At 68.9% G+C, this 22,307-nt stretch carries 20 protein-coding genes; 11 read left to right on the top strand and 9 right to left on the bottom strand.

What is annotated here, in order from left to right:
* Nucleotides 1-21: 21 nt before the first annotated feature.
* The 3 genes from B7K24_RS00330 (at nucleotide 22) to B7K24_RS00320 (ending at nucleotide 3,259) form a co-directional block, all read left to right on the top strand.
* Entirely contained in the window at nucleotides 22-921 is a 900-nt protein-coding gene (locus B7K24_RS00330) for an ABC transporter ATP-binding protein (RefSeq protein WP_084127844.1), read from the top strand.
* Nucleotides 918-2,093 carry an ABC transporter permease gene (locus B7K24_RS00325; RefSeq protein ID WP_084127843.1) on the top strand — a complete coding sequence of 392 codons (1,176 nt, stop codon included), beginning with the start codon at nucleotides 918-920 and terminating at the stop codon, nucleotides 2,091-2,093. Before B7K24_RS00330 ends, B7K24_RS00325 begins: the two co-directional genes overlap by 4 nt.
* Nucleotides 2,094-2,209: 116 nt before the next feature.
* Nucleotides 2,210-3,259, top strand: a complete 1,050-nt coding sequence (locus tag B7K24_RS00320; protein ID WP_084127842.1) for an NAD(P)-dependent alcohol dehydrogenase — start codon at nucleotides 2,210-2,212, stop codon at nucleotides 3,257-3,259.
* Between the two features lie 69 nt (nucleotides 3,260-3,328).
* Here the strand turns inward: B7K24_RS00320 and B7K24_RS00315 are convergent, their stop codons facing one another.
* Nucleotides 3,329-5,785 carry a phosphoketolase gene (locus B7K24_RS00315; RefSeq protein ID WP_084127841.1) on the bottom strand — a complete coding sequence of 819 codons (2,457 nt, stop codon included), beginning with the start codon at nucleotides 5,783-5,785 and terminating at the stop codon, nucleotides 3,329-3,331.
* 196 nt (nucleotides 5,786-5,981) lie between these two features.
* Here B7K24_RS00315 and B7K24_RS00310 point away from each other — a divergent pair, with 196 nt between their 5' ends.
* Nucleotides 5,982-6,401 carry a DoxX family membrane protein gene (locus tag B7K24_RS00310; protein WP_084127840.1) on the top strand — a complete coding sequence of 140 codons (420 nt, stop codon included), beginning with the start codon at nucleotides 5,982-5,984 and terminating at the stop codon, nucleotides 6,399-6,401.
* Nucleotides 6,402-6,494: 93 nt separating this feature from the next.
* On the opposite strand, the gene B7K24_RS00305 is transcribed toward B7K24_RS00310, so the two are convergent.
* From B7K24_RS00305 to B7K24_RS00295, 3 genes are read right to left on the bottom strand one after another with little or no spacing between them, the layout of a single operon-like run.
* On the bottom strand, nucleotides 6,495-7,058 hold the full coding sequence (locus B7K24_RS00305) for a flavin reductase family protein (protein ID WP_084127839.1): 564 nt from the start codon (nucleotides 7,056-7,058) through the stop codon (nucleotides 6,495-6,497).
* A gap of 10 nt (nucleotides 7,059-7,068) precedes the next feature.
* Complete coding sequence (locus B7K24_RS00300) at nucleotides 7,069-8,097, bottom strand: methionine synthase (RefSeq protein WP_084127838.1); 1,029 nt, start codon at nucleotides 8,095-8,097, stop codon at nucleotides 7,069-7,071.
* A gap of 16 nt (nucleotides 8,098-8,113) precedes the next feature.
* On the bottom strand, nucleotides 8,114-9,106 hold the full coding sequence (locus B7K24_RS00295; protein WP_084127837.1) for a putative oxygenase MesX: 993 nt from the start codon (nucleotides 9,104-9,106) through the stop codon (nucleotides 8,114-8,116).
* A gap of 121 nt (nucleotides 9,107-9,227) precedes the next feature.
* Between B7K24_RS00295 and B7K24_RS00290 the strand changes: the two genes are divergently transcribed.
* Nucleotides 9,228-10,169: a LysR family transcriptional regulator gene (locus tag B7K24_RS00290; protein WP_084127836.1), complete on the top strand. Its 942-nt coding sequence runs from the start codon at nucleotides 9,228-9,230 to the stop codon at nucleotides 10,167-10,169.
* On the opposite strand, the gene B7K24_RS00285 is transcribed toward B7K24_RS00290, so the two are convergent.
* Nucleotides 10,166-12,064 carry an ABC-F family ATP-binding cassette domain-containing protein gene (locus B7K24_RS00285; RefSeq protein WP_084127835.1) on the bottom strand — a complete coding sequence of 633 codons (1,899 nt, stop codon included), beginning with the start codon at nucleotides 12,062-12,064 and terminating at the stop codon, nucleotides 10,166-10,168. The two genes, B7K24_RS00290 and B7K24_RS00285, sit on opposite strands and share 4 nt — an antisense overlap.
* 39 nt (nucleotides 12,065-12,103) lie before the next feature.
* Between B7K24_RS00285 and B7K24_RS00280 the strand changes: the two genes are divergently transcribed.
* Together B7K24_RS00280 and B7K24_RS00275 are read left to right on the top strand one after the other, a co-directional pair.
* On the top strand, nucleotides 12,104-12,490 hold the full coding sequence (locus B7K24_RS00280) for a DUF3054 domain-containing protein (RefSeq protein ID WP_084127834.1): 387 nt from the start codon (nucleotides 12,104-12,106) through the stop codon (nucleotides 12,488-12,490).
* Nucleotides 12,487-13,167 (top strand): glutamine amidotransferase, encoded by a 681-nt coding sequence (locus tag B7K24_RS00275; protein WP_084127833.1) that lies wholly within the window; start codon nucleotides 12,487-12,489, stop codon nucleotides 13,165-13,167. The genes B7K24_RS00280 and B7K24_RS00275 overlap by 4 nt, the downstream gene beginning before the upstream one ends.
* A gap of 20 nt (nucleotides 13,168-13,187) precedes the next feature.
* Here B7K24_RS00275 and B7K24_RS00270 read toward each other — a convergent pair whose 3' ends face one another.
* The 3 genes from B7K24_RS00270 to pta form a co-directional block, all read right to left on the bottom strand.
* Nucleotides 13,188-13,985, bottom strand: a complete 798-nt coding sequence (locus B7K24_RS00270) for a hypothetical protein (protein ID WP_084127832.1) — start codon at nucleotides 13,983-13,985, stop codon at nucleotides 13,188-13,190.
* A gap of 129 nt (nucleotides 13,986-14,114) precedes the next feature.
* On the bottom strand, nucleotides 14,115-15,251 hold the full coding sequence (locus tag B7K24_RS00265) for an acetate kinase (protein ID WP_084127831.1): 1,137 nt from the start codon (nucleotides 15,249-15,251) through the stop codon (nucleotides 14,115-14,117).
* Nucleotides 15,248-17,335 (bottom strand): phosphate acetyltransferase, encoded by a 2,088-nt coding sequence (gene pta / locus B7K24_RS00260; protein ID WP_084127830.1) that lies wholly within the window; start codon nucleotides 17,333-17,335, stop codon nucleotides 15,248-15,250. The genes B7K24_RS00265 and pta overlap by 4 nt, the downstream gene beginning before the upstream one ends.
* A 198-nt stretch (nucleotides 17,336-17,533) precedes the next feature.
* On the opposite strand from pta, the gene B7K24_RS00255 reads away from it, so the two are divergent.
* The 4 genes from B7K24_RS00255 to guaA are packed head-to-tail and all read left to right on the top strand — an operon-like array spanning nucleotide 17,534 to nucleotide 21,442.
* Complete coding sequence (locus tag B7K24_RS00255) at nucleotides 17,534-18,682, top strand: GGDEF domain-containing protein (protein ID WP_159449087.1); 1,149 nt, start codon at nucleotides 17,534-17,536, stop codon at nucleotides 18,680-18,682.
* Nucleotides 18,679-19,494 carry an SURF1 family protein gene (locus B7K24_RS00250; protein ID WP_084127828.1) on the top strand — a complete coding sequence of 272 codons (816 nt, stop codon included), beginning with the start codon at nucleotides 18,679-18,681 and terminating at the stop codon, nucleotides 19,492-19,494. The genes B7K24_RS00255 and B7K24_RS00250 overlap by 4 nt, the downstream gene beginning before the upstream one ends.
* On the top strand, nucleotides 19,491-19,844 hold the full coding sequence (locus tag B7K24_RS00245; RefSeq protein ID WP_084127827.1) for a DUF3817 domain-containing protein: 354 nt from the start codon (nucleotides 19,491-19,493) through the stop codon (nucleotides 19,842-19,844). The genes B7K24_RS00250 and B7K24_RS00245 overlap by 4 nt, the downstream gene beginning before the upstream one ends.
* A complete protein-coding gene (gene guaA, locus B7K24_RS00240) occupies nucleotides 19,841-21,442 on the top strand; it encodes a glutamine-hydrolyzing GMP synthase (protein ID WP_084127826.1) in 1,602 nt (533 codons plus the stop codon). The genes B7K24_RS00245 and guaA overlap by 4 nt, the downstream gene beginning before the upstream one ends.
* A gap of 138 nt (nucleotides 21,443-21,580) precedes the next feature.
* Here the strand turns inward: guaA and B7K24_RS00235 are convergent, their stop codons facing one another.
* Complete coding sequence (locus B7K24_RS00235) at nucleotides 21,581-22,279, bottom strand: hypothetical protein (RefSeq protein ID WP_084127825.1); 699 nt, start codon at nucleotides 22,277-22,279, stop codon at nucleotides 21,581-21,583.
* Nucleotides 22,280-22,307: the final 28 nt, after the last annotated feature.

The following is a 22,307-nucleotide window of genomic DNA, read 5'->3' as shown; positions in this document are numbered from 1 at the left end:
CTCACCGACCAGGAGACGCGTGTGCCTGACCTGCGGATCGATCATCTGACCAAGACTTACGGCGACCTCAAGGCGTTGGACGACGTGTCCTTCACCGTGCGCGGCGGGGAACTGTTCGGCTTCGTCGGGTCGAACGGCGCCGGCAAGACCACCACGATGCGCATCATCCTGGGCGTCCTGCGGGCCGACTCGGGGTCGGTGACCTGGAACGACGCGCCTCTCGACCTCGAGGCGCGCAGGCGCATCGGCTACATGCCAGAGGAGCGCGGGCTCTACCCTCGCATGAAGGTCGGCGAGCAGCTGGTCTACCTCGCGCGACTCCACGGACTGAGCGCCGCCGACGCCGCGCACGCGATGGAGCACTGGACTGAGGTCTTGGGTGTCGCGGAGCGACGCGACACCGAGGTCGAGAAGCTGTCGCTGGGCAATCAGCAGCGCGTCCAGCTTGCCTCCGCGCTGGTCCACGGACCCGAGGTGCTGGTTCTTGACGAGCCGTTCTCCGGCCTCGACCCCGTCGCCGTCGAGGTCATGAGCGGTGTTCTTCGCGAGCAGGCCGCGCGCGGCGTGCCCGTCATCTTCTCCTCGCACCAGCTCGAGCTGGTGGAGCGGCTGTGCGACCGCGTGGGCATCGTGCGCGCCGGGCGTATGGTCGCTCAGGGCACCATCGACGAGCTCCGCGCGACCGAGCGGCCCGTGTGGGAGATCGCAGGCAGCCTTCGGGTGGGATGGGCCGATGCCGTGGCCGGCTCGGTCACCGAAGTCACCCCAGGCGTGTGGCGAGTCGAGGCGGCGGACGCCGACGCCGCCCACACGGCCCTCGCATCGGCCGTCCAGGCTGGCACGGTCACGTCGTTTGCCCCGGTGCGGCCGAGCCTCACCGAACTGTTCCAGGGCGTCGTGTCCGAGGAGGTGGCCGCGTGAACACCGTGTGGCTGATCGCGCGCCGCGAGTTCCGCGTCCGCACCCTGTCCAAGGCGAGCCTCATCTCGTCGGGCATCATGATCGCGATCATCGTGATCGGCTCGCTGATTGCGAAGCCGTTCCTCGCCGGCGACGACGAGCCGGGGGTCGTCCAGGTCGACACCGCCACCGCGGGCGAACTGGTGCCGTACCTCGACGCCGCCGCCGAGGCGCAAGATGCGCCGTACGTCTTCGAGGAGGTCGAGGCGCCTGCCGAGCCCGCCATCGCCGAGGACACCGTGGGGTTGGTGGTAGGCCCGGCCGATGCCCCCACGCTCTACCTGGACGGCGGCGATGAGACCCTCACCGGTGTGGTCCAGGCCGCCACGCAGCAGTTCGCGCTGACCGCGACGGTCGAGGACCTGGGCGGCGACCCGGGGAAGGTCGCGACGGCGCTCGCGGGTGCGGTGGCGAGCGTTGAGATGCTCGGCGACGACGCCGGCGAGTTCGATTCCGGCGCCTTCTTCGCGGGCTTCGCCGTGATCTTCATCCTGTTCTTCGTACTCATCCAGAGCTCGTCGGTGATCATGATGGGCGTGGTCGAGGAGAAGTCCTCCCGCGTCGTCGAGATCCTGCTCGCGACGGTCAGGCCCGCCACGCTGCTGGGCGGCAAGGTGCTGGGCGTGGGGCTCTACGCCCTGGTGCAGGCGGCCGCGATGGTGGTGCCCGCCGTGTTCGCCACCTGGTACCTGGGGCTGCTCGAGCAATTCGAGATCCCGCTCGGGCCGCTGCTGAGCAATCTTGCCGTGTGGTTCGTGCTGGGCTTCGCGATCTTCACCGTGTTTTTTGGTGGACTCGCGGCCCTCGTGTCGCGGCAGGAGGACATCGGCGCGGTCTCGACGCCCATGATGCTGCTCATGATGGTGCCGCTGTATCTGTCGATCTACCTGGTGCCCAACAACCCCGACGGCGCCGCGACGGCAGTCCTGACCCAGGTGCCCTTCTTCGCTCCGTTCATGGTGCCGATGCGCGCGGCTTTCGGGACCATCGCGGGCTGGGAGATCGCCCTCGCGATTGGCATCTGCCTCGCGACCATCCCGCTACTCACCTGGATCGCGGGCCGCGTCTACGCGGGCGCGGTGCTCAACACCGGTGGACGCATGAAGTTCAGGGACGCACTCGCGCGCGGCTGAACCCGACCGGCGGTCATCATCTGGCCGGCCCCACCAGGGGTACGGTGAAAGGACCACGATGCCCGCGAGGGGCACTGGGCCGCTGGCGGCATCCATCGTGGGGATGGAGATGCACCATGAAGGCCGTCCGTTTCGAGGCGTGGCACACCGCTCCCGCGCTACGAGACATCGACAAGCCCACCCCTGCCCCGGGAGAGGTGCTGCTCAAGGTGGCCGGCGCGGGAGCCTGCCACTCCGACGTGTCCGTCTTTCAGGATTACGACGAGTCGCTACCGATCTCGCGACTGCTGCAGCCGCCGTTCACGCTGGGTCACGAATCCTCGGGTTGGGTCGAGGAACTCGGCGAAGGGGTCGAGGGCATCGCCGTGGGCGACGCCTACCTGGCCTATGGGCCCATCGGCTGTGGCCACTGCCGCGCGTGCTCGCGCGGCCAGGACACGTACTGCGAGAACCAGGCCACCAACCCCTACGCCGCGATCGGGCTGGGCCGTGACGGCGGGATGGCCGAGTACATGACGGTGCCCGTGCGCAATCTGGTGCCGCTTGGCGACGCCGACCCGGTCGCCGCCGCTCCGCTCGCCGACGCCGGACTCACGCCGTATCACGCCATCAAGAACTCTGCGCATGTCCTGGTGGGCGGCGGCAAGTACGCGCTGGTCATCGGGCTAGGAGGCCTGGGCCAAGTGGCCGTGCAGATCCTGCAGGCCATCACCGGCGCCACGGTCATCGCGACGGACAACAAGGCCGATGCCATGGAGCTGGCGGCCAAGCGCGGCGCCGTCACCGTGGAGGGTGGCGAGGGACAGGCCGAGCGGATCCGCGAGATCACCGGCGGCAGGGGAGTCGACGCCGTGTTCGACTTTGTCGGGGTGAAGCCCACCATCGAGCTCTCGCGTGCGGTGGTTGCTGTCCAAGGCGCGATCACCATCGCCGGCATCGCCAACGGCACCGTCGAGTGGAATTTCATGTCGACGCCGTACGAGTCGACGCTTACCAACACCTACTGGGGCACCATCGAGGACCTCTACGAGGTTGCCGCGCTGTACCGCGCTGGCAAGATCGAGATGGACGTGACCCGCTTCACGATGGGCCAGGCGCTCGAGGCCTACGACAAGCTCATCGAGGGCTCGGTGCTGGGCCGCGCGGTTGTGGTGCCACACGCGTAACGCGCGATAGAGCGAGGGCCGATGCGGTGGCTGGCCAGCCACCGCATCGGCCCTCACCCTTGGTAGGCGTTAGTCGTTATCGGCCCCCGTGTCCGAGACGCCTGCCATCGCCTTGCGCGTCTCCTCGCCGGCGTCGGGCCACACCCAGTCGGCCACCTCGGGCAGGTCGGCGCCGTGCTCGCGGGCGTAGCGACGGGCCTCGAGGCGCTTGTCGTGGAGGTCCTGGCGCAGTTGCGCGGCGCGCGTGCCCAGGTGCGGCACGCGGTCGATGACATCCATGGCCAGGTGGTAGCGGTCGATGTCGTTGAGCATCGCCATGTCGAAGGGCGTGGTCGTGGTGCCCTCCTCCTTGAAGCCGCGCACGTGCAGGTTCTGGTGCCCATTGCGGCGGTACGTGAGGCGGTGGATGAGCCACGGGTAGCCGTGGTAGTTGAAGATGATCGGCTTGTCCGTGGTGAACAGCTGGTCGAAGTCGCGGTCGGAGATGCCGTGCGGGTGCTCCTTCTCGGGCTGCAGACGCATCAAGTCGACCACGTTGACCATGCGGATCTTGAGGTCGGGAAGCTCGCGGCGAAGGATGTCGATCGCCGCGAGGATCTCCAGCGTCGGCACGTCACCCGCTGCCGCCATGACCACGTCGGGCTCCTCGCCCAGCGGCACATTGGAGGCGAACTCCCAGATGCCGAGTCCCCGGGTGCAGTGGTCGATCGCCTGGTCCATGGTGAGCCACTGCGGCGCGGGCTGCTTGCCGGCGACCACCACGTTCACGTAGTCGCGCGAGCGCAGGCAGTGGTCGTACGTCGACAGCAGCGTGTTGGCGTCGGCGGGGAGGTAGACGCGCACCACCTCCGCCTTCTTGTTCACGACGTGGTCAATGAAACCGGGGTCCTGGTGTGAGAAGCCGTTGTGGTCCTGGCGCCACACGTGGCTGGACAGCAGATAGTTCAGCGACGCGATGGGCTGACGCCACGGCAGCTCGCGCGACACCTTGAGCCACTTGGCGTGCTGGTTGAACATCGAGTCGACGATGTGGATGAATGCCTCGTAGCTGGTAAACAGGCCGTGGCGACCGGTGAGGAGGTAGCCCTCAAGCCAACCCTGGCACTGGTGCTCCGAGAGCATCTCGACGACCCGGCCCGAGGGGCCCGTGTGCGCGCCGTCGTCCTCGCGCGTTCCTTGCCACACCTTGTCGGTGACATCGAGCACCGCCTGAATGCGGTTCGAGGCGAGCTCGTCGGGAGCGAAGATGCGGAAGTTGTCGTCGTTGTTCTGCATGACGGCCTTGAGGAAGTCGCCCAGGGCGCGGGTGGCCTCGGCGGGGCCCGCGCCGGGGTTCGGCACGTCCACCGCGAAGTCGCGGAAGTCGGGCATCTTGAGGTCGCGCAGGATGATGCCGCCGTTGGCCTCGGGCCGGGCGGACATGCGCAACTGGCCCTCGGGTGCGAGGGCCCGTGTCGCCGGCTTGGGCGCGCCGGCCTCGTCGAAGAGGTCCTCGGGGCCGTAGGACTGCATCCAGGACTCGAGGGTCTTCAGGTGCTCCTCGGTGTCGCGGGCGCTGGACAGCGGCACCTGGTGCGAGCGCCACGAGCCCTCGGTCACGTTGCCGTCGATCTGGTCGGGGCAGGTCCAGCCCTTCGGGGTGCGGAACACGATCATGGGCCACATGGGGCGGTCCATGTCGGGGTTCTCCGCCGCCTCGGCCTTGATGGCGGCGATCTCGTCCATTACGTCGTCAAGAATCGCGGCGAAGCGGGCGTGGATCGAGTCGTGGCTCTCGTCGTCGAAGCCGGCGACGAAGACGTGCGGCTTGTGGCCGTAACCCTTCATCAGGTCGGTGAGTTCCTCGTCGCTGATGCGTGCGAGCACCGTCGGGTTGGCGATCTTGTAGCCGTTGAGGTGCAGGATCGGCAGCACCACGCCGTCGGTGGCGGGGTTCACGAACTTGTTGGAGTGCCAGCTGGTGGCGAGGGGGCCGGTCTCGGCCTCGCCGTCTCCCACGATCGCGGCGACGAGCAGGTCGGGGTTGTCGAAGGCCGCGCCGTACGCGTGGCTCAGGGCGTAGCCCAGCTCGCCTCCCTCGTGGATCGAACCGGGAGTTTCGGGCGCGACGTGCGAGGGGATGCCGCCGGGGAACGAGAACTGCTTGAACAGGCGCTTGAGGCCCGCCTCGTCCTCCGAGATGTCGGGGTAGGTCTCGGTGTAGGTGCCGTCGAGGAAGCTCGAGGCGACGAGGCCCGGCCCGCCGTGGCCTGGGCCGATGATGTACATCGTGGGCTGCTGGCGCGCCTTGATCATGCGGTTGAGATGTGCATACAGGAAGTTCAGGCCGGGGGTGGTTCCCCAGTGGCCCACGAGGCGCGGCTTGACGTCGTCACGCTTCAGGCCGCCGCGCAGCAACGGGTTGTCGAGCAGGTAGATCTGTCCCACCGAGAGGTAGTTGGTGGCGCGCCACCAACGGTCGATGCCGTCGATCTCTTCGGTGCTCGCCGACTCGGCGGTGCGGGGGGACCAAGGGGTGGTGCTCATCAAAACCTCCGTCGCTGGTAGGGACCGGTATCAGCCTGTCACCGTCTGGCGTGCGATGCGAGGGCAAAGGTCCCAAGGGGAGGTGTGTGGTCGCGAGGAAGCCCACGATGGAATATAGTTGCGCCGTCAATAGTTGTGGCTTCAAGTCCGCGAGGGGATCGCCCCGTCGCTTCTCACCTACGTTCGAAGGATCATCATGGACATCGTCTTCCTCATCGCGCGCATCCTGTTCGCGCTTATCTTCCTCCTCAGCGCCGTGGGTCACGTCACCCAGGCCAAGGGCATGGCGCAGTACGCGACGGCCAAGGGCGCTCCCGGCGGCGAGTTCGGCGTCATCGCCTCCGGCGTCCTCATGGGACTGGGCGGCCTCATGGTGCTGCTGGGTGTCTGGGGCGGCCTGGGTGCCCTCCTCATTGCCGCCGCGCTCATCCCCGTCACCTTCTTCATGCACGCGTTCTGGAAGGAGTCGGACGCTCAGGCCAAGCAGGCCGAGCAGATCAGCTTCAACAAGAACCTGGGCCTCATCGGTGGCGCGCTCGCGCTGTTCCTGCTGTTCGCTGTCACCGGCGCGGACATGGGCCTCACCATCACCGAGCCGCTCATCGCGCTCGGCTAAGTCACACACCAACGCGAGGGCGGGCCGGGTTTTCCCGGCCCGCCCTCGCGGTTTGTCGTGGGGCCGATGCGGTGGCCGGCCGTGGGGTCGCCGCTAGATTTTCGAGTGCTCGCCCAGGCGGTGCCAGGCGCGGTCGTGATACACCAGCGCTCCCTCGTGGTCGTCGGCGTCCGTGTCGCGCGCGATGTGAGACTCGAGCGCCTGTGCGGCGAAGATCGTGGACGATCCCGCGTTGAGGCGATCGATGACGGCGCAGCGCACCCACGCGCGGACGTCGCTGTACACGGGCTCTCCTGTCGTCAGCCGCGTCCACGGGTGCGTCGAGGCGAAGCGGTCGATCCCGCGGGCGGCGCCGAGCTTCGCGAGCCCGAGATCGCGGGCATCCAGGAGGTGCACCACGACCGTCTGGGCGCGCGACAGCACGGCGGAGGCCGACGACTCGGCGGAGATCGAGAACACCAGCAGGGGCGGATCGGCGCTGACCGACGAGACGGACGAGGCGGTCAGCGCGACCGGGCCGTCGCCGGCATCGGCCGTGATGACGGCGACGCCGTTGGGGTGGCCACGAAACAGCGTCTTGAAGTCGTCCGCGGGGAGCGCGGGTTCGCCGTCGTGGGGCGCGGAGAGGCGTGTGACATCGGGGGACAGGCAGGTCATCGCTTGGCTCCTAGCTGAGCTCGTCGCGCAGGATGGCCGCGCCGGCTCCGAGGGCGGACAGCTTGGCCAGGGCGACGTCGCGCGGGAAGGGCGCCAGCCCGCAGTTGGTGCTGGGGATGAGGTTCTCCGCGTCGACGAACTGCAGCGCCTTGCGCAGGGTGCCTGCGACCTCGTCGGGGGTCTCGATCGCGTGGTTCGCCACGTCGATGGCGCCCAGCATCACCTTCTTGCCTCGCAGGATCTCGATGAGGTCCATGGGCACGTGCGAGTTCTGGGACTCGAGCGAGACGATGTCGATCGCGGAGCGCTGGAGCAGCGGGAACGACTCCTCGTACTGGCGCCACTGCGAGCCGAGGGTCGCCTTCCAGTCCGTGTTGGCCTTGATGCCGTAGCCGTAGCAAATGTGCACGGCCGTCTGAGCCTTGAGGCCCTCTGCCGCGCGCTCGAGCGCCGCCACGCCCCAGTCCTTGACCTCGTCGAAGAAGACGTTGAACGCCGGCTCGTCGAACTGGATGATGTCGACGCCCGCCGCCTCGAGCTCGCGGGCCTCCTGGTTGAGGATTCCGGCGAACTCCCACGCGAGCTGCTCGCGGCTGCGGTAGTGGTCATCGAAGAGCGTGTCGACCATCGTCATGGGACCGGGCAGGGCCCACTTGATAGGGGTGTCCGTGGTGGAGCGCAGGAACGCGGCGTCGTCGACGAATACGGGGCGCTCGCGGCCCACCGCGCCCATGACGGTGGGCACGCTCGCGTCGTAGCGGTCGCGGATGCGCACGGTCTCGCGGCGCGCGAAGTCCACGCCGCTGAGGTGCTCGATGAAGGTGGTCACGAAGTGCTGGCGGGTCTGCTCTCCGTCGCTGACGATGTCGATGCCGCGCCGGGTCTGCTCGTGAACGGCGATGCGCAGGGCGTCGTGCTTGCCCTCGGTGAGCGCCTCGCCCTCGAGTGACCACGGAGCCCACAGGGTCTCGGGCGCCGCGAGCCACGACGGCTTGGGCAGGCTGCCGACGATCGAGGTCGGAAGAAGCGTGTGAGTCATGGGGGACCTCCGGGGCTTACGAGACGGGGGCGAGGTAGTCCGCGGCCCACCGGTCGAGCACCTCGCGGTGCGGCTCGATGAAGTGCTCCTCGGTGTACTTGCCCTGCGAGGCGCCCAGCTGGCTGCGCTCGACGCGGTCGTAGTCGATCTGGGTGCGCGAGAAGTCCGGCGACTCCAGGCTGGGGCGGTACTGCACGCCTGCGGCCGAGTTCGCGTTGTAGATCTCGGGGCGGTAGATCTTCTGGAAGGTCTCCATGGTCGCGATGGTGCCGGCGAGTTGCAGGTTGGTGTAGTCGTTCAACAGGTCGCCGCGGAAGTAGAACGCGAGCGGGGCGACGCTTCCACGCGGCATGAAGTAGCGCACCGTGAGGCCCATCTTCGCGAAGTACGCGTCGGTGAGGGACAGGCCCTCCTGCTCGAGCGTGTACTCGACACCCAAGATCGGGTGCTGGTTCGCGGTGCGCACGTAGGTCTTGGACGTCGAGACGCTGATGCAGATGACGGGGGCCTGGGAGAAGCGCTCGCGGTAGGCCGCGGAGTCGACGAAGTGCTGGAAGAGCTTGCCGTGCAGGTCGCCGAAGTCCGCGGGGATGGCGGGCTTACCTGTGTCGTCGACCGACGCGGGCAGGCGCACGCTGAAGTCGTAGTCGCGCACGTAGGAGGAGAAGTTGTTGCCGACGATGCCGTGGTGGCGCACGCCCGTGTGCCGGTCGACGATGTGAATGTCGAGGACCTCGAGCAGCGGGAAGCCGTCGGCCGCGTCGTCGACCTGCACCGAGGCCGACACGATGTCCAACTCGAGCGTGTACCGGTCGCCGGCGGCGTTATCCCACGACGCGAGGTCGTTGAACCGGCGGTCGATCATGGCCACGGTGGTGCGCAGGTTCTGCTCGCGCTGCTCGCCGCGAGCGAGGTTCGCGAAGTTGGTGGTCGCGCGCGTGCTCTCTGACGGCGTGTAGTCCTCGTCGAAACGCGTGGTGCTGGTGGTGAAGGTGAACTCGTGCGACATGATCGCCCATTCGGTCAGGGGTGGCCGGGGTCGGCCCTGAAAAGGGAATGGCTCCATGGTGCAGGCGGAACCCGGATATCGGGTAACTAGATCGATCTATGCATTTGTATAGGATTCGTCTATGGCACACGGAGCGAGCGGCCTCACGCTGCAGCAACTGCGGTACTTCATCGAGGTCGCGGCGGAGGGATCGATCTCCGCGGCGGCCGACGTGCTCTACGTCGCGCAGCCCACGATGTCCGCTGCGATGAAGGACCTCGAGGCGCGGGTGGGCCGCGCGCTCCTGGCGCGTTCCTCTCGCGGCGTCAGCCTCACCGACGACGGCGCGGAGTTCCTGGGCTATGCGCGCCAGGTGGTCGAGCAGGTGGAGCTGCTCGAGCAGCGATATCTCGGCAGGGCACCCTCACGGCGCCTGCTCGGCGTCTCCACGCAGCACTACTCGTTCGCGGTCGACGCGTTCGTGAGAATGGTGAGAGACACCGACGCCGCGGAGTATGAGTTCGCCCTGCGGGAGACCCGCACGTGGGACATCATCGAGGACGTACGCACGCTGCGCAGCGAGGTCGGCATCCTGTATCGCAACGACTTCAATCGCAAGGTCATCGACAAGCTGCTGCGTGATGCTGGCCTCGCCTTCCACACCATCTTCTTGGCCCAGCCACACATTTTTGTGGCGCGCAGCAACCCGCTCGCCGGTCGTGAGCGCGCGTCGCTCGCCGACCTCGAGGGACTGCCGCGCCTGACCTTCGATCAGGGCGCCAACAATTCGTTCTACTTTGCCGAGGAGATCCTCTCGACCCTGTCGGCATCCCACGAGATCCGGGTGTCCGACCGTGCGACGATCTTCAACCTCATGATCGGCTTGGGCGGGTACACCATCTCCACCGGCATTGTGAGCGGCGAGCTCGACCCCCAGATCGCGGCAATCCCCCTCGACGTCGACGAGCGCATCGAGATCGGCTGGATCGGCCACGCCGCGATCCCGCTGACCCTGCAGGCCGAGCGCTATCTCGATGAGGTGCGGGCCGTCGTCGCCGGCTTCGGTGTGGAGGTGCTCGGCTAGGCGCCCAACTCCTCCGACAGCTCGAGCCACCGCTCCTCGAGCTGGGCGTTTTCCTCCTCGAGGTCGCCGATCTGCTTCGTCAGCGCCGCGAGGCCCGCGAAGTCCGCCTGATCGTGCATCACCATCTCGTGGTGGATGCCCTCCGTCAGTTCGCCGACCTTGGCCATGCGCCGCTCGACGGACTGCAGCTCCTTCTCGACCGCCCGCCGCTCGGCGCCACTCAGCCGGACAGTCTGAACCGGATTCGCGCTCGACCCGCCGGTGGGGACGGCCGATGCCGTGGCCGGCTCGGCGTGTCGGCTCTCGTTTCGGTTCACACTGTTCGGCGCGGAGGGCGAACCCGAGCCGAAGGTGCCCACGCCGTCAGCCGCCGCGCGACGGTGGCGCGTGAGTTCCACGTACTCGTCGACGCCGCCGGGCAGGTGGCGCAGGCCCCCGTCGAGAACCGCGTACTGCTGGTCGGTGACGCGCTCGAGCAGGTAGCGATCGTGGCTGACCACGATGAGCGTGCCCGGCCACGAGTCCAGCAGGTCCTCCATCGCGGCCAAGACGTCGGTGTCGAGGTCGTTGGTGGGCTCGTCGAGCACCAGCACGTTGGGCTCGCTCAGGAGCACCAGCAGCAGCTGGAGACGGCGGCGCTGGCCGCCCGAGAGGCGCTTGACCTGGGTCTTCAGCTGAGCCGAGGTGAAGCCGAGTCGCTCGAGCAGCTGCGTGGGGGTCATCTCGGAGCCGTCCGCGAGCTCGATGGAGCTGAACTGCTTGACGACCCCGGAGACGCGCTCCTCGGCATGCTGGTCCAGCTCCGCGAGCTGCTGGCTGAGCTGCGCGACGCGCACGGTCATGCCCGTCTTCACGCGCCCGCTGGTGGGCTCCTGATCGCCCGTGATGAGGCGCAGCAGCGTGGACTTTCCTGCACCGTTTTCACCCAGGAGCCCCACGCGCTCGCCGGGGCCGATGTTCCAGTCGACCTCGTGCAGCACGTCCTTGGTGGCGCCGTCGGCGGTCGTATACGACACCGAGCAACGGATCAGCTCGACCACGTCCTTGCCCAGGCGCGCGGTCGCCATCCGGGTCAGTTGCACCTGGTCGCGCACGGGAGGCACGTCGGCGATCAGCGCGTTCGCGGCGTCGATGCGGAACTTGGGCTTCGAGGTGCGCGCGGGGGCGCCGCGCTGGAGCCACGCGAGCTCCTTGCGCATGAGGTTCTGCCGCTTGGCCTCGGTGGCCGCGGCGATGCGGTCGCGCTCCACGCGCTGCAGCACGTAGGCGGCATAACCGCCCTCGTACATGTCGACCGTGCCGTCGTGCACCTCCCAGGTGCGGTCGGTGACGGCGTCGAGGAACCAGCGGTCGTGGGTGACGACGGCGAGCGCGCCGCGCCCGCGGGCCCACCTGCGGTTCAGGTGCTCGGCGAGCCACGCCACCCCCTCGACGTCCAGGTGGTTGGTGGGCTCATCGAGGAAGACCACGTCGTGTTCGCCCGTGAGGACTGCTGCCAGGGCGACCCGTCGCTGCTGGCCGCCCGAGAGCGACCCGACCACGGCATCGGCCGGAAGGTCGGGCACCAGGCCGGACATGATGTCGCGCACGCGCGCGTCGCCGGCCCACTCGTGGGTATCGGCGTCACCCACGATCGCCTCAAGCACCGTGAGGGACTCGTCCACATGGTCGGACTGGTCCAGGACGCCCACGCGGGTGCCGCGCGTCGCCGTGACCTGGCCGTCGTGGGGTGCGAGGCGGCCCGCGAGGATCGCCATCAGCGAGGACTTGCCCGCGCCGTTCGAGCCGACGATGCCGATGCGGTCGCCGTCCTCGAGGCCGACGGTCACGTCCGTGAGGACCGTGCCGGTGCCGAAGTCGAGGCCGATGGACTGCGCGCCGAGGAGATGTGCCACCCGACAAGGGTACGGGCGTGCGTGGGGCACACTGACGGCATGAAGATTCGCGAGGCGGCCGTGGGGGCCGCGGCCCTCGATGCCGGTGTGATCGTGCTGTTTTCTGTCATCGGCAGGCGCAGCCACGACGAGGGGGTGCTCGGGGAGAACGGCCTCGGCCTCGCGACGACGGCGTGGCCCTTCCTTGCCGGAGCCGCCGTGGGATGGGTGATCGCTCGCGGCTGGACCGGCCCGTGCGACGCGAAGCGCACCGGCACGATCGTGTGGGCCTCGACACTCGTGGGTGGCATGGTGCTGCGCGCGGCGACCGGTCAGGGCGTGCAGGTCTCCTTCGTCATCGTCGCCGGGGCGTTCCTGGGCGCGGGGCTGGTGGGCTGGCGCCTGGTCTCGGGTGCCCTCGCCAAGCGGCGGGGCCTCAAGCCGTGAGGTGCGTCGCGGTCCGCCACGTCGCTTTCGAGGACCTGGGCGTGTGGGAGGCGGAGATCCGCGCCCACGGTTTTAAGGTGACCTACCTCGACGCGGGAGTCGACGACCTCGCCGATGCTGCCGACGCCGACCTCGCCGTCGTGTTGGGCGGGCCGATCGGTGTGGGGGACCGGGATGCCTATCCCGTCCTCGACGAGGAGATCGCCCTGATCGCGGCCCGTCTTGAGACGGGGCGGGCGACCGTCGGCGTGTGCCTGGGAGCGCAACTCATGGCGGCCGCGCTCGGGGCCGAGGTGCGCCCCGGCGTGGCCGAGATCGGCTGGGCGCCCGTGACGCTGACGGCCGATGCCGTGGCGGGGTCGATGCGTCACCTCGCCGGGGCACCGGTGCTGCACTGGCACGGGGATACGTGTGACCTGCCGGAGGGCGCCACGCTGCTGGCCTCGACCGACGCGACTGCGCATCAGGCGTTCGAATCCGGTGCCGGCTTGGCGCTCCAGTTTCACCCCGAGGTCGACGGCGAGGCGATCGAGCGTTGGCTCATCGGGCACAGCCTCGAACTTACGGCGCGGGGCATCGACGTGGCCGAACTGCGCGAGCAGACCGCGACGCACGCGGATGCGGCGGCCGTCGCCGGCGTGCTGATGATCCGCGACTACCTGCGCGCCCGCTGGTAGTCGCGCGGCGGCAGGCCGCGTTACGGGAGTTCGCGAGGCGCCGAGGCGTCGGTCAGTGCGGCCGCGCTCGCGCTGAGGTGACGGTCGGGGTCCCACGTGTCCGGGGCGCGGACGGTGACGAGCGGCCACAGGGGAGCGCTGAGGAGGACCCTCGCGGCGGCATCGGCCTTATTCGACGAGATCTCGTCGCACAGGTCCTCGAGGAGGACGGCGACGTTGCGGTGGACGTCGGCCGGCTCATGCTCGGTGAAGTCGACGTCGATGGTGTAGGTGCCGAAGCCCGAGGCCCGCAGCAGGTCTTCGCGCTCCTCGGTCTCCTCGAAGGGCTCCGCGAGCGGGGCATACATGAACGGCAGCACGACGCCGTGGTACTCGGGGCGCAGGAGCGAAGCCGAGTGAGCGTCAAAGACGTCGATGTCGGCGAACTGACGCTCGGTGAGCACCGGCACCGCGAGCACGTGGGGGTCGGACTTGGCGAGCTCCATCGCGGTGGCGAGTGTTGAGGTGGTGCCGCAGTGGACCACGTCGAGGGACTGCGGGCCGAAGATGTCTCCGGTGATGAGGTCCGACATCGGGGTGAATCCGTGGCCGTGGGTGCCCGCGTCGCCGGGAAGCACCACAACCAGGTGCCAGCGACGCTTGTGCGCGGCGCGGTCGACGTGGGCGATGACGAACGAGTGGAGCGGGTCGGCGAGCGGCGGGCAGGGGCCCTCGGCCGCGACCGCAATGCCGTCACGCCAGCGTCGGTCGAGCGCGCGCAAAAATTCTTCGCTGGGCTCCCGCGTGGCGTGTGCCACCCACGCCGAGACGTCGATCATCGCTGGTGCTCCTCAGGTGCCGCAGCCATGTGCCGCAGCGTTCATGCCACCCTACGGGCGCAGGGACACCCCAAGGCGCACCAGGGGGCGTGCCCCGCAGTGGGATACATCACACTGGGGACGGTGGTGTTAGGACACCGCCGCGATCGACTGGAGGGCGATCTCGCGCTCCTCGTTGGTGGGCACGACCCACACCTGGACGCGCGAGTCGTCGGTGCTGATGAGGGTGGCGGCCTTCTTGCGGCCCTCATTGCGCTCGGGGTCGATCTGGATGCCGAGGCCCTCGAGCCCCGCGAGCGACTGCTCGCGCACGATGTGGTCGTTCTCGCCCACACCGGCGGTGAAGACAATCGCGTCCGTCGTCCCCAGCAGCGCCATGTATTGGCCCACGTACCCCTTGATGCGACGCGTGTAGACGTCCAAGGCGAGGGCGGCATCGGCCGATCCCTCGGCGATCGCCGTATGCACGTCGCGCATATCCGAGTAGCCGCACAGGCCCAGCACGCCCGACTGCTTGTTCAGCAGCGTGTCGATCTCGTCGATGGTCATGCCCGCCGCACGGTGCAGGTGGAACACGACCGCGGGGTCGATGGTGCCGGTGCGCGAGCCCATGACGAGGCCGTCCAGAGGGGTGAGGCCCATGGAGGTGTCGATCGCGTGGCCGCCCTGGACGGCGTCGGCGGAGGCGCCGTTCCCCAAGTGCAGGGTGATGATGTTCACGTCGCGGGGATCGCGGTCCATGAGCCGCGCGCATTCGCGCGAGACGTAGGCGTGCGAGGTGCCGTGGAAGCCGTACTTGCGGATGCCGTGCTCGCGGGCCACGTTCCTCTCGAGCGCGTACGTGTACGCGGCCTCGGGCAGGGTCGTGTGGAACGCGGTGTCGAACACCGCGACGTGCGGGATGTGAGGGAACGCGGTGCGCGCCGCCGCAATGCCCTGGACGTGGCCGGGGTTGTGCAACGGGGCGAGCACCGACAGCTGGGCGATGGAGCGCTCGACGGAGTCGTCGATGATCGTAGGAGCGGAGAACTCCGCGCCACCCTGGACCACGCGGTGGCCCACGACCGTCAGCTTGGACAGGTCCACGCCGGACTCGGGGGCGGACAGTGTTGCGATGATTTCCTGGATCGCCTCAGTGTGGTTGGCGACGCGCTCGACGAGGGCGACGGCGAGCGGCTCATCCTGGGTGGTGTCGACCACCTGGTACTTGACCGAGCTGGAACCGCAGTTGAGGACGAGCGCGAGCCCGACGTAGTTGACGCTCACGCGTCTCCCTCCTTGGCCTTGAGGCCCTGTGCCTGAATCGCGGTGATCGCGACGGTGTTGACGATGTCCTGGACGAGCGCGCCGCGCGACAGGTCGTTGACCGGCTTGCGCAGGCCCTGCAGGACCGGGCCCACGGCGACGGCGCCGGCGGAGCGCTGGACAGCCTTGTACGTATTGTTACCCGTGTTGAGGTCGGGGAAGACCAGCACCGTGGCCCGGCCCGCGACGGGGGAGTTCGGTGCCTTCGAGGCGGCGACCGACGGCTCGACGGCTGCGTCGTACTGCATCGGCCCATCCACCAGCAGGTCGGGGCGGCGCTCGCGCACCAGGCGCGTGGCCTCGCGGACCTTGTCGACGTCGTGGCCCGAGCCGGACTCGCCGGTCGAGTACGACAGCATCGCGATGCGCGGTTCGATGTGGAACTGCGCGGCCGTCTCGGCCGACGAGATCGCGATGTCGGCGAGCTGCTCCGCGGTCGGGTCGGGGTTGACGGCACAGTCGCCGTACACCAGCACCTTGTCCGGCAGACACATGAAGAACACCGAGGAGACAATCGAGACGCCCGGCGGGGTCTTGATCACCTGGAACGCGGGCGTGATGGTGTGCGCGGTGGTGTGCGCGGCGCCGGAAACCATGCCGTCGGCAAGCCCCTGGCGCACCATCATGGTGCCGAACATCGACACGTCCTGGACCACGTCGCGGGCCTGGTCAATGGTGACGCCCTTGGCCTTGCGCAGCTCGGCGTATTCGGTCGCGAAACGCTCGACGAGGTCGGGGTCCGAGGGGGAGACGATGCGGGCGGCCTCGAGGTCAAGGCCCAGTTCCCCCGCACGCGAGCGGATCGCGGCGTCCTGACCCAGGATTGTGAGGTCCACGACGTCGCGGGTGAGCAGCGTGGACGCGGCACGCAGGATGCGGTCGTCGCCGCCCTCGGGAAGCACGATGTGCTGACGCGAGGTGCGCGCGCGGTCCAGGAGGTCGTACTCAAACATGAGTGGGGTGACCACGTCGGTGCGCGCGACATCGAGCAGCGCGAGCAAAGCATCGGCGTCGACGTAACGCTCGAACATGCTGAGGGCGGTGTCGACCTTTAGCGTCGACTCACGCGAGACACGACCACGGGTGTTCCAGCAGCGCCGCGCGGTGCCATAGGTGCCGATCTCGGTGGTGATCACCGGCAGCGACGAGCCCAGGCCCTCGATGAGCCGGGCGATGGAGGGCTCCGGCGCGAACCCCCCGTTGAGGATGATGCCGGTCAGCGCGGGGAAGCCCTCGGCGGCGTGTGCCGACAGGAGTGCGAGCAGAGTGTCGGACCGGTCGCCCGGCGTGATGACCACGGCGCCGTCATCGATGCGCTCGAGGAGGTGCGCTGCGGTCATGGCGCCGATGTTCACCGAGCGCACCTCGCGCGATAGCAGCGCCTCGTCGCCGGAGATCATGGTGCCGTCGACGGCCTCGACGAGTGCGCTCAGCAGCGGCGCGGTGAGGATGGGGTCTTCGGGGAGGGCACCCATGCCGATATCGGCGGGGAGGCTCGCGCGCACCGCGGCGAGCTGCGAGGGCTCGCAGCGGTTGGCGAAGACGGCCGCCACGCGGGCGTGGCCCTCCTCGAGGTCCAGGCGCGTCTGCTCGACGACGCGCGCGACGTCCTCGGGCGAGCGGTCTCGCCCATGCACGACGAGCGCGACGGGCGATCCGAGGTTGGCGGCGATGCGCGCGTTGAAGGCAAACTCGGCGGCGCCAGAGACGTCCGTGTAGTCGGTGCCGACGATCACGACCACATCGCAGTCGCGGGCGACCTCGTGATAGCGCGACACGATGGTCGCGAGGGCCGCGTCGGGGTCGGCGTGGACGTCGGCGTAGGTGACGCCGATCGCGTCGTCATAGGCGGTGTCGACGCCCTCTTGGCCGATCAACAGGTCGAGGACGTAGTCGGAACCGTCCGCGACTCTGGCGACGGGGCGGAAAATGCCCACGCGGCCGACGGTGCGGGTTAGCAGGTTGGTGATGCCCAGGGCCACGGTGGACTTGCCCGTGTCTCCCTCGGCCGATGCGATGTAAATGGAGCGTGCCACGCACACCATCCTGTCACGCGCGCGGGCCCCGCGCGCATGACGATAGGCCCGGTTCGCGCTCGCGGTCGCCCGCTATCGGGTGAGGTGCGGCCAGCTTGGCATGGCGCGTCGACGGGGTGCTGACTAGGCTGGAATGCGCTGAGGCCGCGGGGCCCCGTCTGAGATGCGCGAGGCGCGCATGGGGCGCCGCAAGGAATGGGCGACACCATGGACACGACTGATGCGCGCTCGCGCGGCACGTTCGCCGACATGGTCGTGCGCGTGCTCGATCGCCGGGTGGGGGCGCTGTCGGGTGACGCGGGCCGGGCCATAGCGACGACCCACACGTTCTTGCTGTTCGCCCTCATCGTGTCGCTGTCGTACACCGCTTTCTATATGACGTACGACATCATCGGCCTGGGCGCGCTCATCATCCTTCACCTGGTCTGGGTCGCGTTGTATGTGGGTGGGCTCGTGCTGGCCAGGCTGGGGCGCGTCCTCGCGGCCGCTCTCATCGCGTTCGGGATTCCCACCCTCCAGCTGGTGACATCGACGGCCTTCCTTGGCTGGGAGGCGGGCACGCACCTGTTCCTTCTCACCGGCGGCCAGCTGGTCTACATCATGCTGACCGAACGGCAGCGGGTGTGGCGGTGGGTGTGGGTCGTGATCACCCTGGCGGCGTTCCTGGTCTGCCAGTTCCTGCTGCCGGCGACCGGCCTGTTCTATGCGATGCCGACGGTGCTGCTGCACACCTTGTTCTCCATCAACGCGGTGCTGACCGCCTTCATTCTGTTCATGGGAGCCGCGCTCGCCCATTATCGAGTGGAACAGGCGCGAGCCATGGCCGCCGACGCCGCCGAGCGTGCCGAGTTGCTGGCCAACACGGACGAGCTCACGGGACTCGCCACACGGCGCCCCGTGCTGGACAGCCTTGAGCGCCTGTCGCGGGCGAACGGTGCCGACTTTTGCCTGGCGCTCGCGGACCTCGACCACTTCAAGGTTCTCAACGACGAGTTCGGCCACGGGTGTGGCGACCGGGTCCTCGAGGAGATCGGCGCCCGCCTGCGCACGGGGCTGCGCCTGACCGATTCCGTGGGACGATGGGGAGGCGAAGAGTTCATTTTCGTGCTCGCCGAGGCCTCCCTCGAGGCGGCGACGGGCACGATGGAGCGCATCCGCCAGGGCATCGCCGACACGCCGGTGCCCTGCGATGGACACACGCACCGGGTGACAGTGTCGATCGGTCTCACCCCCGGCGACCACTCCGGCAGCGCACGCTACGCGGTGCGCCGCGCGGATGACGCGCTGTATGACGCCAAGCGGAAGGGACGTGACCAAGTGGCGGTACGCGAGCCCTCCGCGGGGGCCGAAGCGTGAGCGCACGTCAAGGGGACGTCCGCTGGGGACCCGTGTCGACTGTCGTCGCGGCTCTCGTGGTGGTCCTCGGCGTGTGTGGTGCGCTGGGCGCGTGGCAGTGGAGCGTGGGTACCCACGGCGGTGATCCCGTCGAGGCTGCCGACGCCGTGCCGCTCGCCGACGCTCTGGCGCCTGCCAGCCCCGCCGAGGGCGGTGTGGGCAAGGCGGTCACCGTCTCTGGAGCGTTTACCCAGGCCGATGCGGCCCTCGTGGGCGGGGGTCGCGTCATCGCCGGCGTTGAGGCCGTTCTCGTCGTGCGGCCCTTTACGGTGGCGGCCGATGCGACGGGCACCGGGGAGGCAGCGACGCTCCCCGTGGTGGTGGGCTGGGTTCCCGCGGATGACCTCGCGCGAGTGGGCGGCCCTTCCGGCGCTACCGAGCTCAGCGGCTACCTGCGCGGCTCCGAGGGTGCATCGGTATCGACCAGCGAGGGCGCTCCCGACGGCACGTTCCTGGCTGACACGCTCTCGCCGGCGGTGTTCGCCCAGCACTGGGACAGCCCGATGTACTCGGCGCTGCTGGTGACTGACACGCCCGAGGAGGGACTGCAAGCCATTCCCGCGCCCGAGCCCGAGACCGAGCTGAACTTCCGCTCGATCGTGTACGCGTTCGAGTGGTGGCTGTTCGCGGCGTTCTTCCTGTTCGTCGGCGTGCGGTGGATACGGGACAATGGGCGCGTTGCCCCGGACGCCGCGGACGGTGACGAGCCGGCACCTGACGTGCCGACGGACGCCGCCACGGCATCTGCCGCCGTCAAGGAAGGAAGCCCGTGACCCCCAGCCCCCGCCCCGCCGTCACCCCCGGCGCCCTCACGCGCTACAAGGTGATGGCGATCGTGACCGGCTCGCTGCTGATCCTCGTCTTCCTCGGGATGCTGCGCTATCTGCCGGGCCTCGACAGCCTCGAGGAGTCGCTCGACCCCGCGATGTTCCTCCTCGCGCAGATTCACGGCTTCGTCTACATGGTCTACCTCGTCACCGTGCTGCAGCTGTGGCTCCAGGCCAAGTGGGGCTATGGCCGCCTGTTCACGATGTTCCTGGGCGGCATCATCCCGTTCCTGTCCTTCGTCATCGAGCGCCGCATCGCCGACGAGCTCGACCCCGCCAAGGAGGCCACCTCATGACCACCGCCCAGCCCGTCGCCGAGGTCGCGGCCGAGACCCAGCATCGCCCGGTGCTGGTGGTCGACTTCGGCGCCCAATACGCGCAGCTCATCGCCCGCCGCGTGCGCGAAGCGAATGTCTACTCCGAGGTCGTCCCGCACACCATGAGCGCCGAGCGCATGCTCGCCAAGAACCCCGCGGGCATCATCCTGTCGGGCGGACCCTCGTCGGTGTATGAGGAGGGCGCGCCCTCGATCGACCCCGCGATCTTCACCGCCGGCGTGCCGATGATGGGTATCTGCTACGGCTTCCAGGCGATGGCGCAGGCTATGGGCGGCACCGTGGCACAGACCGGCCGGCGCGAGTACGGCCGCACGGTCGCGTCGGTGGCCGACGCCGGAGTGGCGCTCGCGGGCTCCGGCGCCGAGCAGACGGTGTGGATGAGCCACGGCGACTCCGTCCAGGAGGCCCCCGCGGGCTTCACCGTGCTGGCGACGACCGAGGGCGCGCCCGTCGCGGCCTTCGAGAACCTCGATGTCAAGATGTGCGGCGTGCAGTGGCACCCCGAGGTCAAGCACTCGCCCGAGGGTCAGGCGTCGATCGAGAACTTCCTGTACAACGTCGCGGGCATCGCCCCCGACTGGACCAACGCCAACATCATCGACGAGCAGGTCGAGCTGATCCGCGCGCAGGTGGGCTCTAAGCGCGTGATCTGCGCCCTGTCCGGCGGCGTGGACTCCGCGGTCGCCGCGGCGCTCGTGCAAAAGGCGGTGGGCGACCAGCTCACCTGCATCCACGTGGACCACGGGCTCATGCGCGCCGGCGAGGTCGAGCAGATCGAGAAGGACTTCGTCGACTCGACCGGTGTGCGGTTGATCATTCGCGACGAGAAGGAGCGGTTCCTGTCCGCTCTCGCGGGCGTGAGTGACCCCGAGACCAAGCGCAAGATCATCGGCCGCGAGTTCATCCGCGTCTTCGAGGACGCCGCGCGTCAGGTGGTCGAGGAGGCCGGCGCGCACGGTGAGGACGTCGAGTTCCTCGTCCAGGGCACGCTCTACCCCGACGTCGTCGAGTCCGGAGGCGGCGAGGGTGCGGCCAACATCAAGAGCCATCACAACGTGGGTGGCCTTCCCGACGACCTGCAGTTCTCGCTCGTCGAGCCGTTGCGCGCGCTGTTCAAGGACGAGGTCCGCGCCGTGGGCCGCGAGCTGGGCATCCCCGAGGAGATCGTGGGACGCCAGCCCTTCCCCGGGCCAGGCCTCGGTATTCGCATCATCGGTGAGGTCACCGAAGAGCGCCTGGACATCCTGCGCGCCGCGGACCTCGTCGCGCGCGAGGAGCTGACCGCAGCGGGCCTGGACCAGGAGATCTGGCAGTGCCCCGTGGTCCTGCTCGCCGACGTGCGCTCCGTGGGTGTGCAGGGCGACGGCCGCACGTACGGCCACCCCATCGTGCTGCGTCCCGTGTCGTCCGAGGACGCCATGACCGCCGACTGGTCCCGTCTGCCGTACGACGTCATCGCGCACATCTCGAACCGCATCACGAACGAGGTGCGCGAGGTCAATCGCGTGGTCATCGACGTCACCTCGAAGCCGCCGGGCACCATCGAGTGGGAGTGATCCCTCCCGTCCGCCGTCGGTGTCGGTTTGGCCCACGGATGTGACGGGTGAAACGCCTGAGGCCCGTGTGACAGTGCAGAACTGTCACACGGGCCTCAGGCGTTTCAGGTGTGGGCCACACGGACCCAGGGTGCGTGACTACTTGATCTGCGCGTCCTCGAGGACCGCCTCGAGGATGGTGACCTCGCCGCCGTCGACGTAGTCGGTGACGTCGACGTTCGACGGCCGGGCCATGATCCACAGGTCGCCGTGAAGCGCGTAGAGATCCTCGATCTGGTCGCCGTCCTTCTCGTAAGCGGCAAAGACGACGGGCACGTCGCGCCCGTCGATCACGTCGACCTCGCCGCCGTACGCGTCGACGAGCTGGTCGGCGAGGGCGTCGGCGTCGCCTGCCACGGCCTCGGCGAATGACGCCTGGCCTTCCACGCGGTATGTCTCGACCTGGACCCAGACGGAGTCGCGATAGGCATCCGAGCCTGGCTCGGAGAGGTCGAAAGGCTCGCTCGCGTCGACGAGCACCGCGTAGGGGGCGGTGCCGTCGCCGTACGTGCCCTCGTACTGCCATTCGCCGGGGAGGGCGACCGCGATGGTGGCCGCCGCGGTGCCAAGCGAGGCGGTGCCCTCGGCGTCCTGTGCGCCGTCCGTGGGATCTCCGCTCGAGTCCACATCGATGTCGGCATCGGTCTGTGAGCTCGGCGCCTCCGAGGGCTCGCTACCGGCCGGCACGGTGGTGTCCGTGGTGGCGCTCGCGGTGGGGCGCGCCTGGTCGTCACCGCCGGTGCAACCGGCCACCATGAGTGCCGCGGCGAGGGGGAGCGCAAGGGTTGAGACGCGCATGGGTACTCCTTCGGTTGGCTTCCCCGGG

The sequence above is a fragment of the Demequina sp. NBRC 110055 genome (assembly GCF_002090135.1).
Classification (GTDB): domain Bacteria; phylum Actinomycetota; class Actinomycetes; order Actinomycetales; family Demequinaceae; genus Demequina.
Note: the sequence above shows the minus strand (reverse complement) of the source record. Positions and strands in the feature narration are given on the sequence as shown.

Bases quoted from the DNA above. Each gene is read 5' to 3' on its own strand.
- B7K24_RS00320 (WP_084127842.1), top strand. From the start codon at position 2,210: ATGAAGGCCGTCCGTTTCGAGGCGTGGCACACCGCTCCCGCGCTACGA.
- B7K24_RS00315 (WP_084127841.1), bottom strand. From the start codon at position 5,785: ATGAGCACCACCCCTTGGTCCCCCCGCACCGCCGAGTCGGCGAGCACC.
- B7K24_RS00310 (WP_084127840.1), top strand. From the start codon at position 5,982: ATGGACATCGTCTTCCTCATCGCGCGCATCCTGTTCGCGCTTATCTTC.
- B7K24_RS00305 (WP_084127839.1), bottom strand. From the start codon at position 7,058: ATGACCTGCCTGTCCCCCGATGTCACACGCCTCTCCGCGCCCCACGAC.
- B7K24_RS00300 (WP_084127838.1), bottom strand. From the start codon at position 8,097: ATGACTCACACGCTTCTTCCGACCTCGATCGTCGGCAGCCTGCCCAAG.
- B7K24_RS00295 (WP_084127837.1), bottom strand. From the start codon at position 9,106: ATGTCGCACGAGTTCACCTTCACCACCAGCACCACGCGTTTCGACGAG.
- B7K24_RS00290 (WP_084127836.1), top strand. From the start codon at position 9,228: ATGGCACACGGAGCGAGCGGCCTCACGCTGCAGCAACTGCGGTACTTC.
- B7K24_RS00280 (WP_084127834.1), top strand. From the start codon at position 12,104: ATGAAGATTCGCGAGGCGGCCGTGGGGGCCGCGGCCCTCGATGCCGGT.
- B7K24_RS00270 (WP_084127832.1), bottom strand. From the start codon at position 13,985: ATGATCGACGTCTCGGCGTGGGTGGCACACGCCACGCGGGAGCCCAGC.
- pta (WP_084127830.1), bottom strand. From the start codon at position 17,335: ATGGTGTGCGTGGCACGCTCCATTTACATCGCATCGGCCGAGGGAGAC.
- B7K24_RS00255 (WP_159449087.1), top strand. From the start codon at position 17,534: ATGGACACGACTGATGCGCGCTCGCGCGGCACGTTCGCCGACATGGTC.
- guaA (WP_084127826.1), top strand. From the start codon at position 19,841: ATGACCACCGCCCAGCCCGTCGCCGAGGTCGCGGCCGAGACCCAGCAT.
- B7K24_RS00235 (WP_084127825.1), bottom strand. From the start codon at position 22,279: ATGCGCGTCTCAACCCTTGCGCTCCCCCTCGCCGCGGCACTCATGGTG.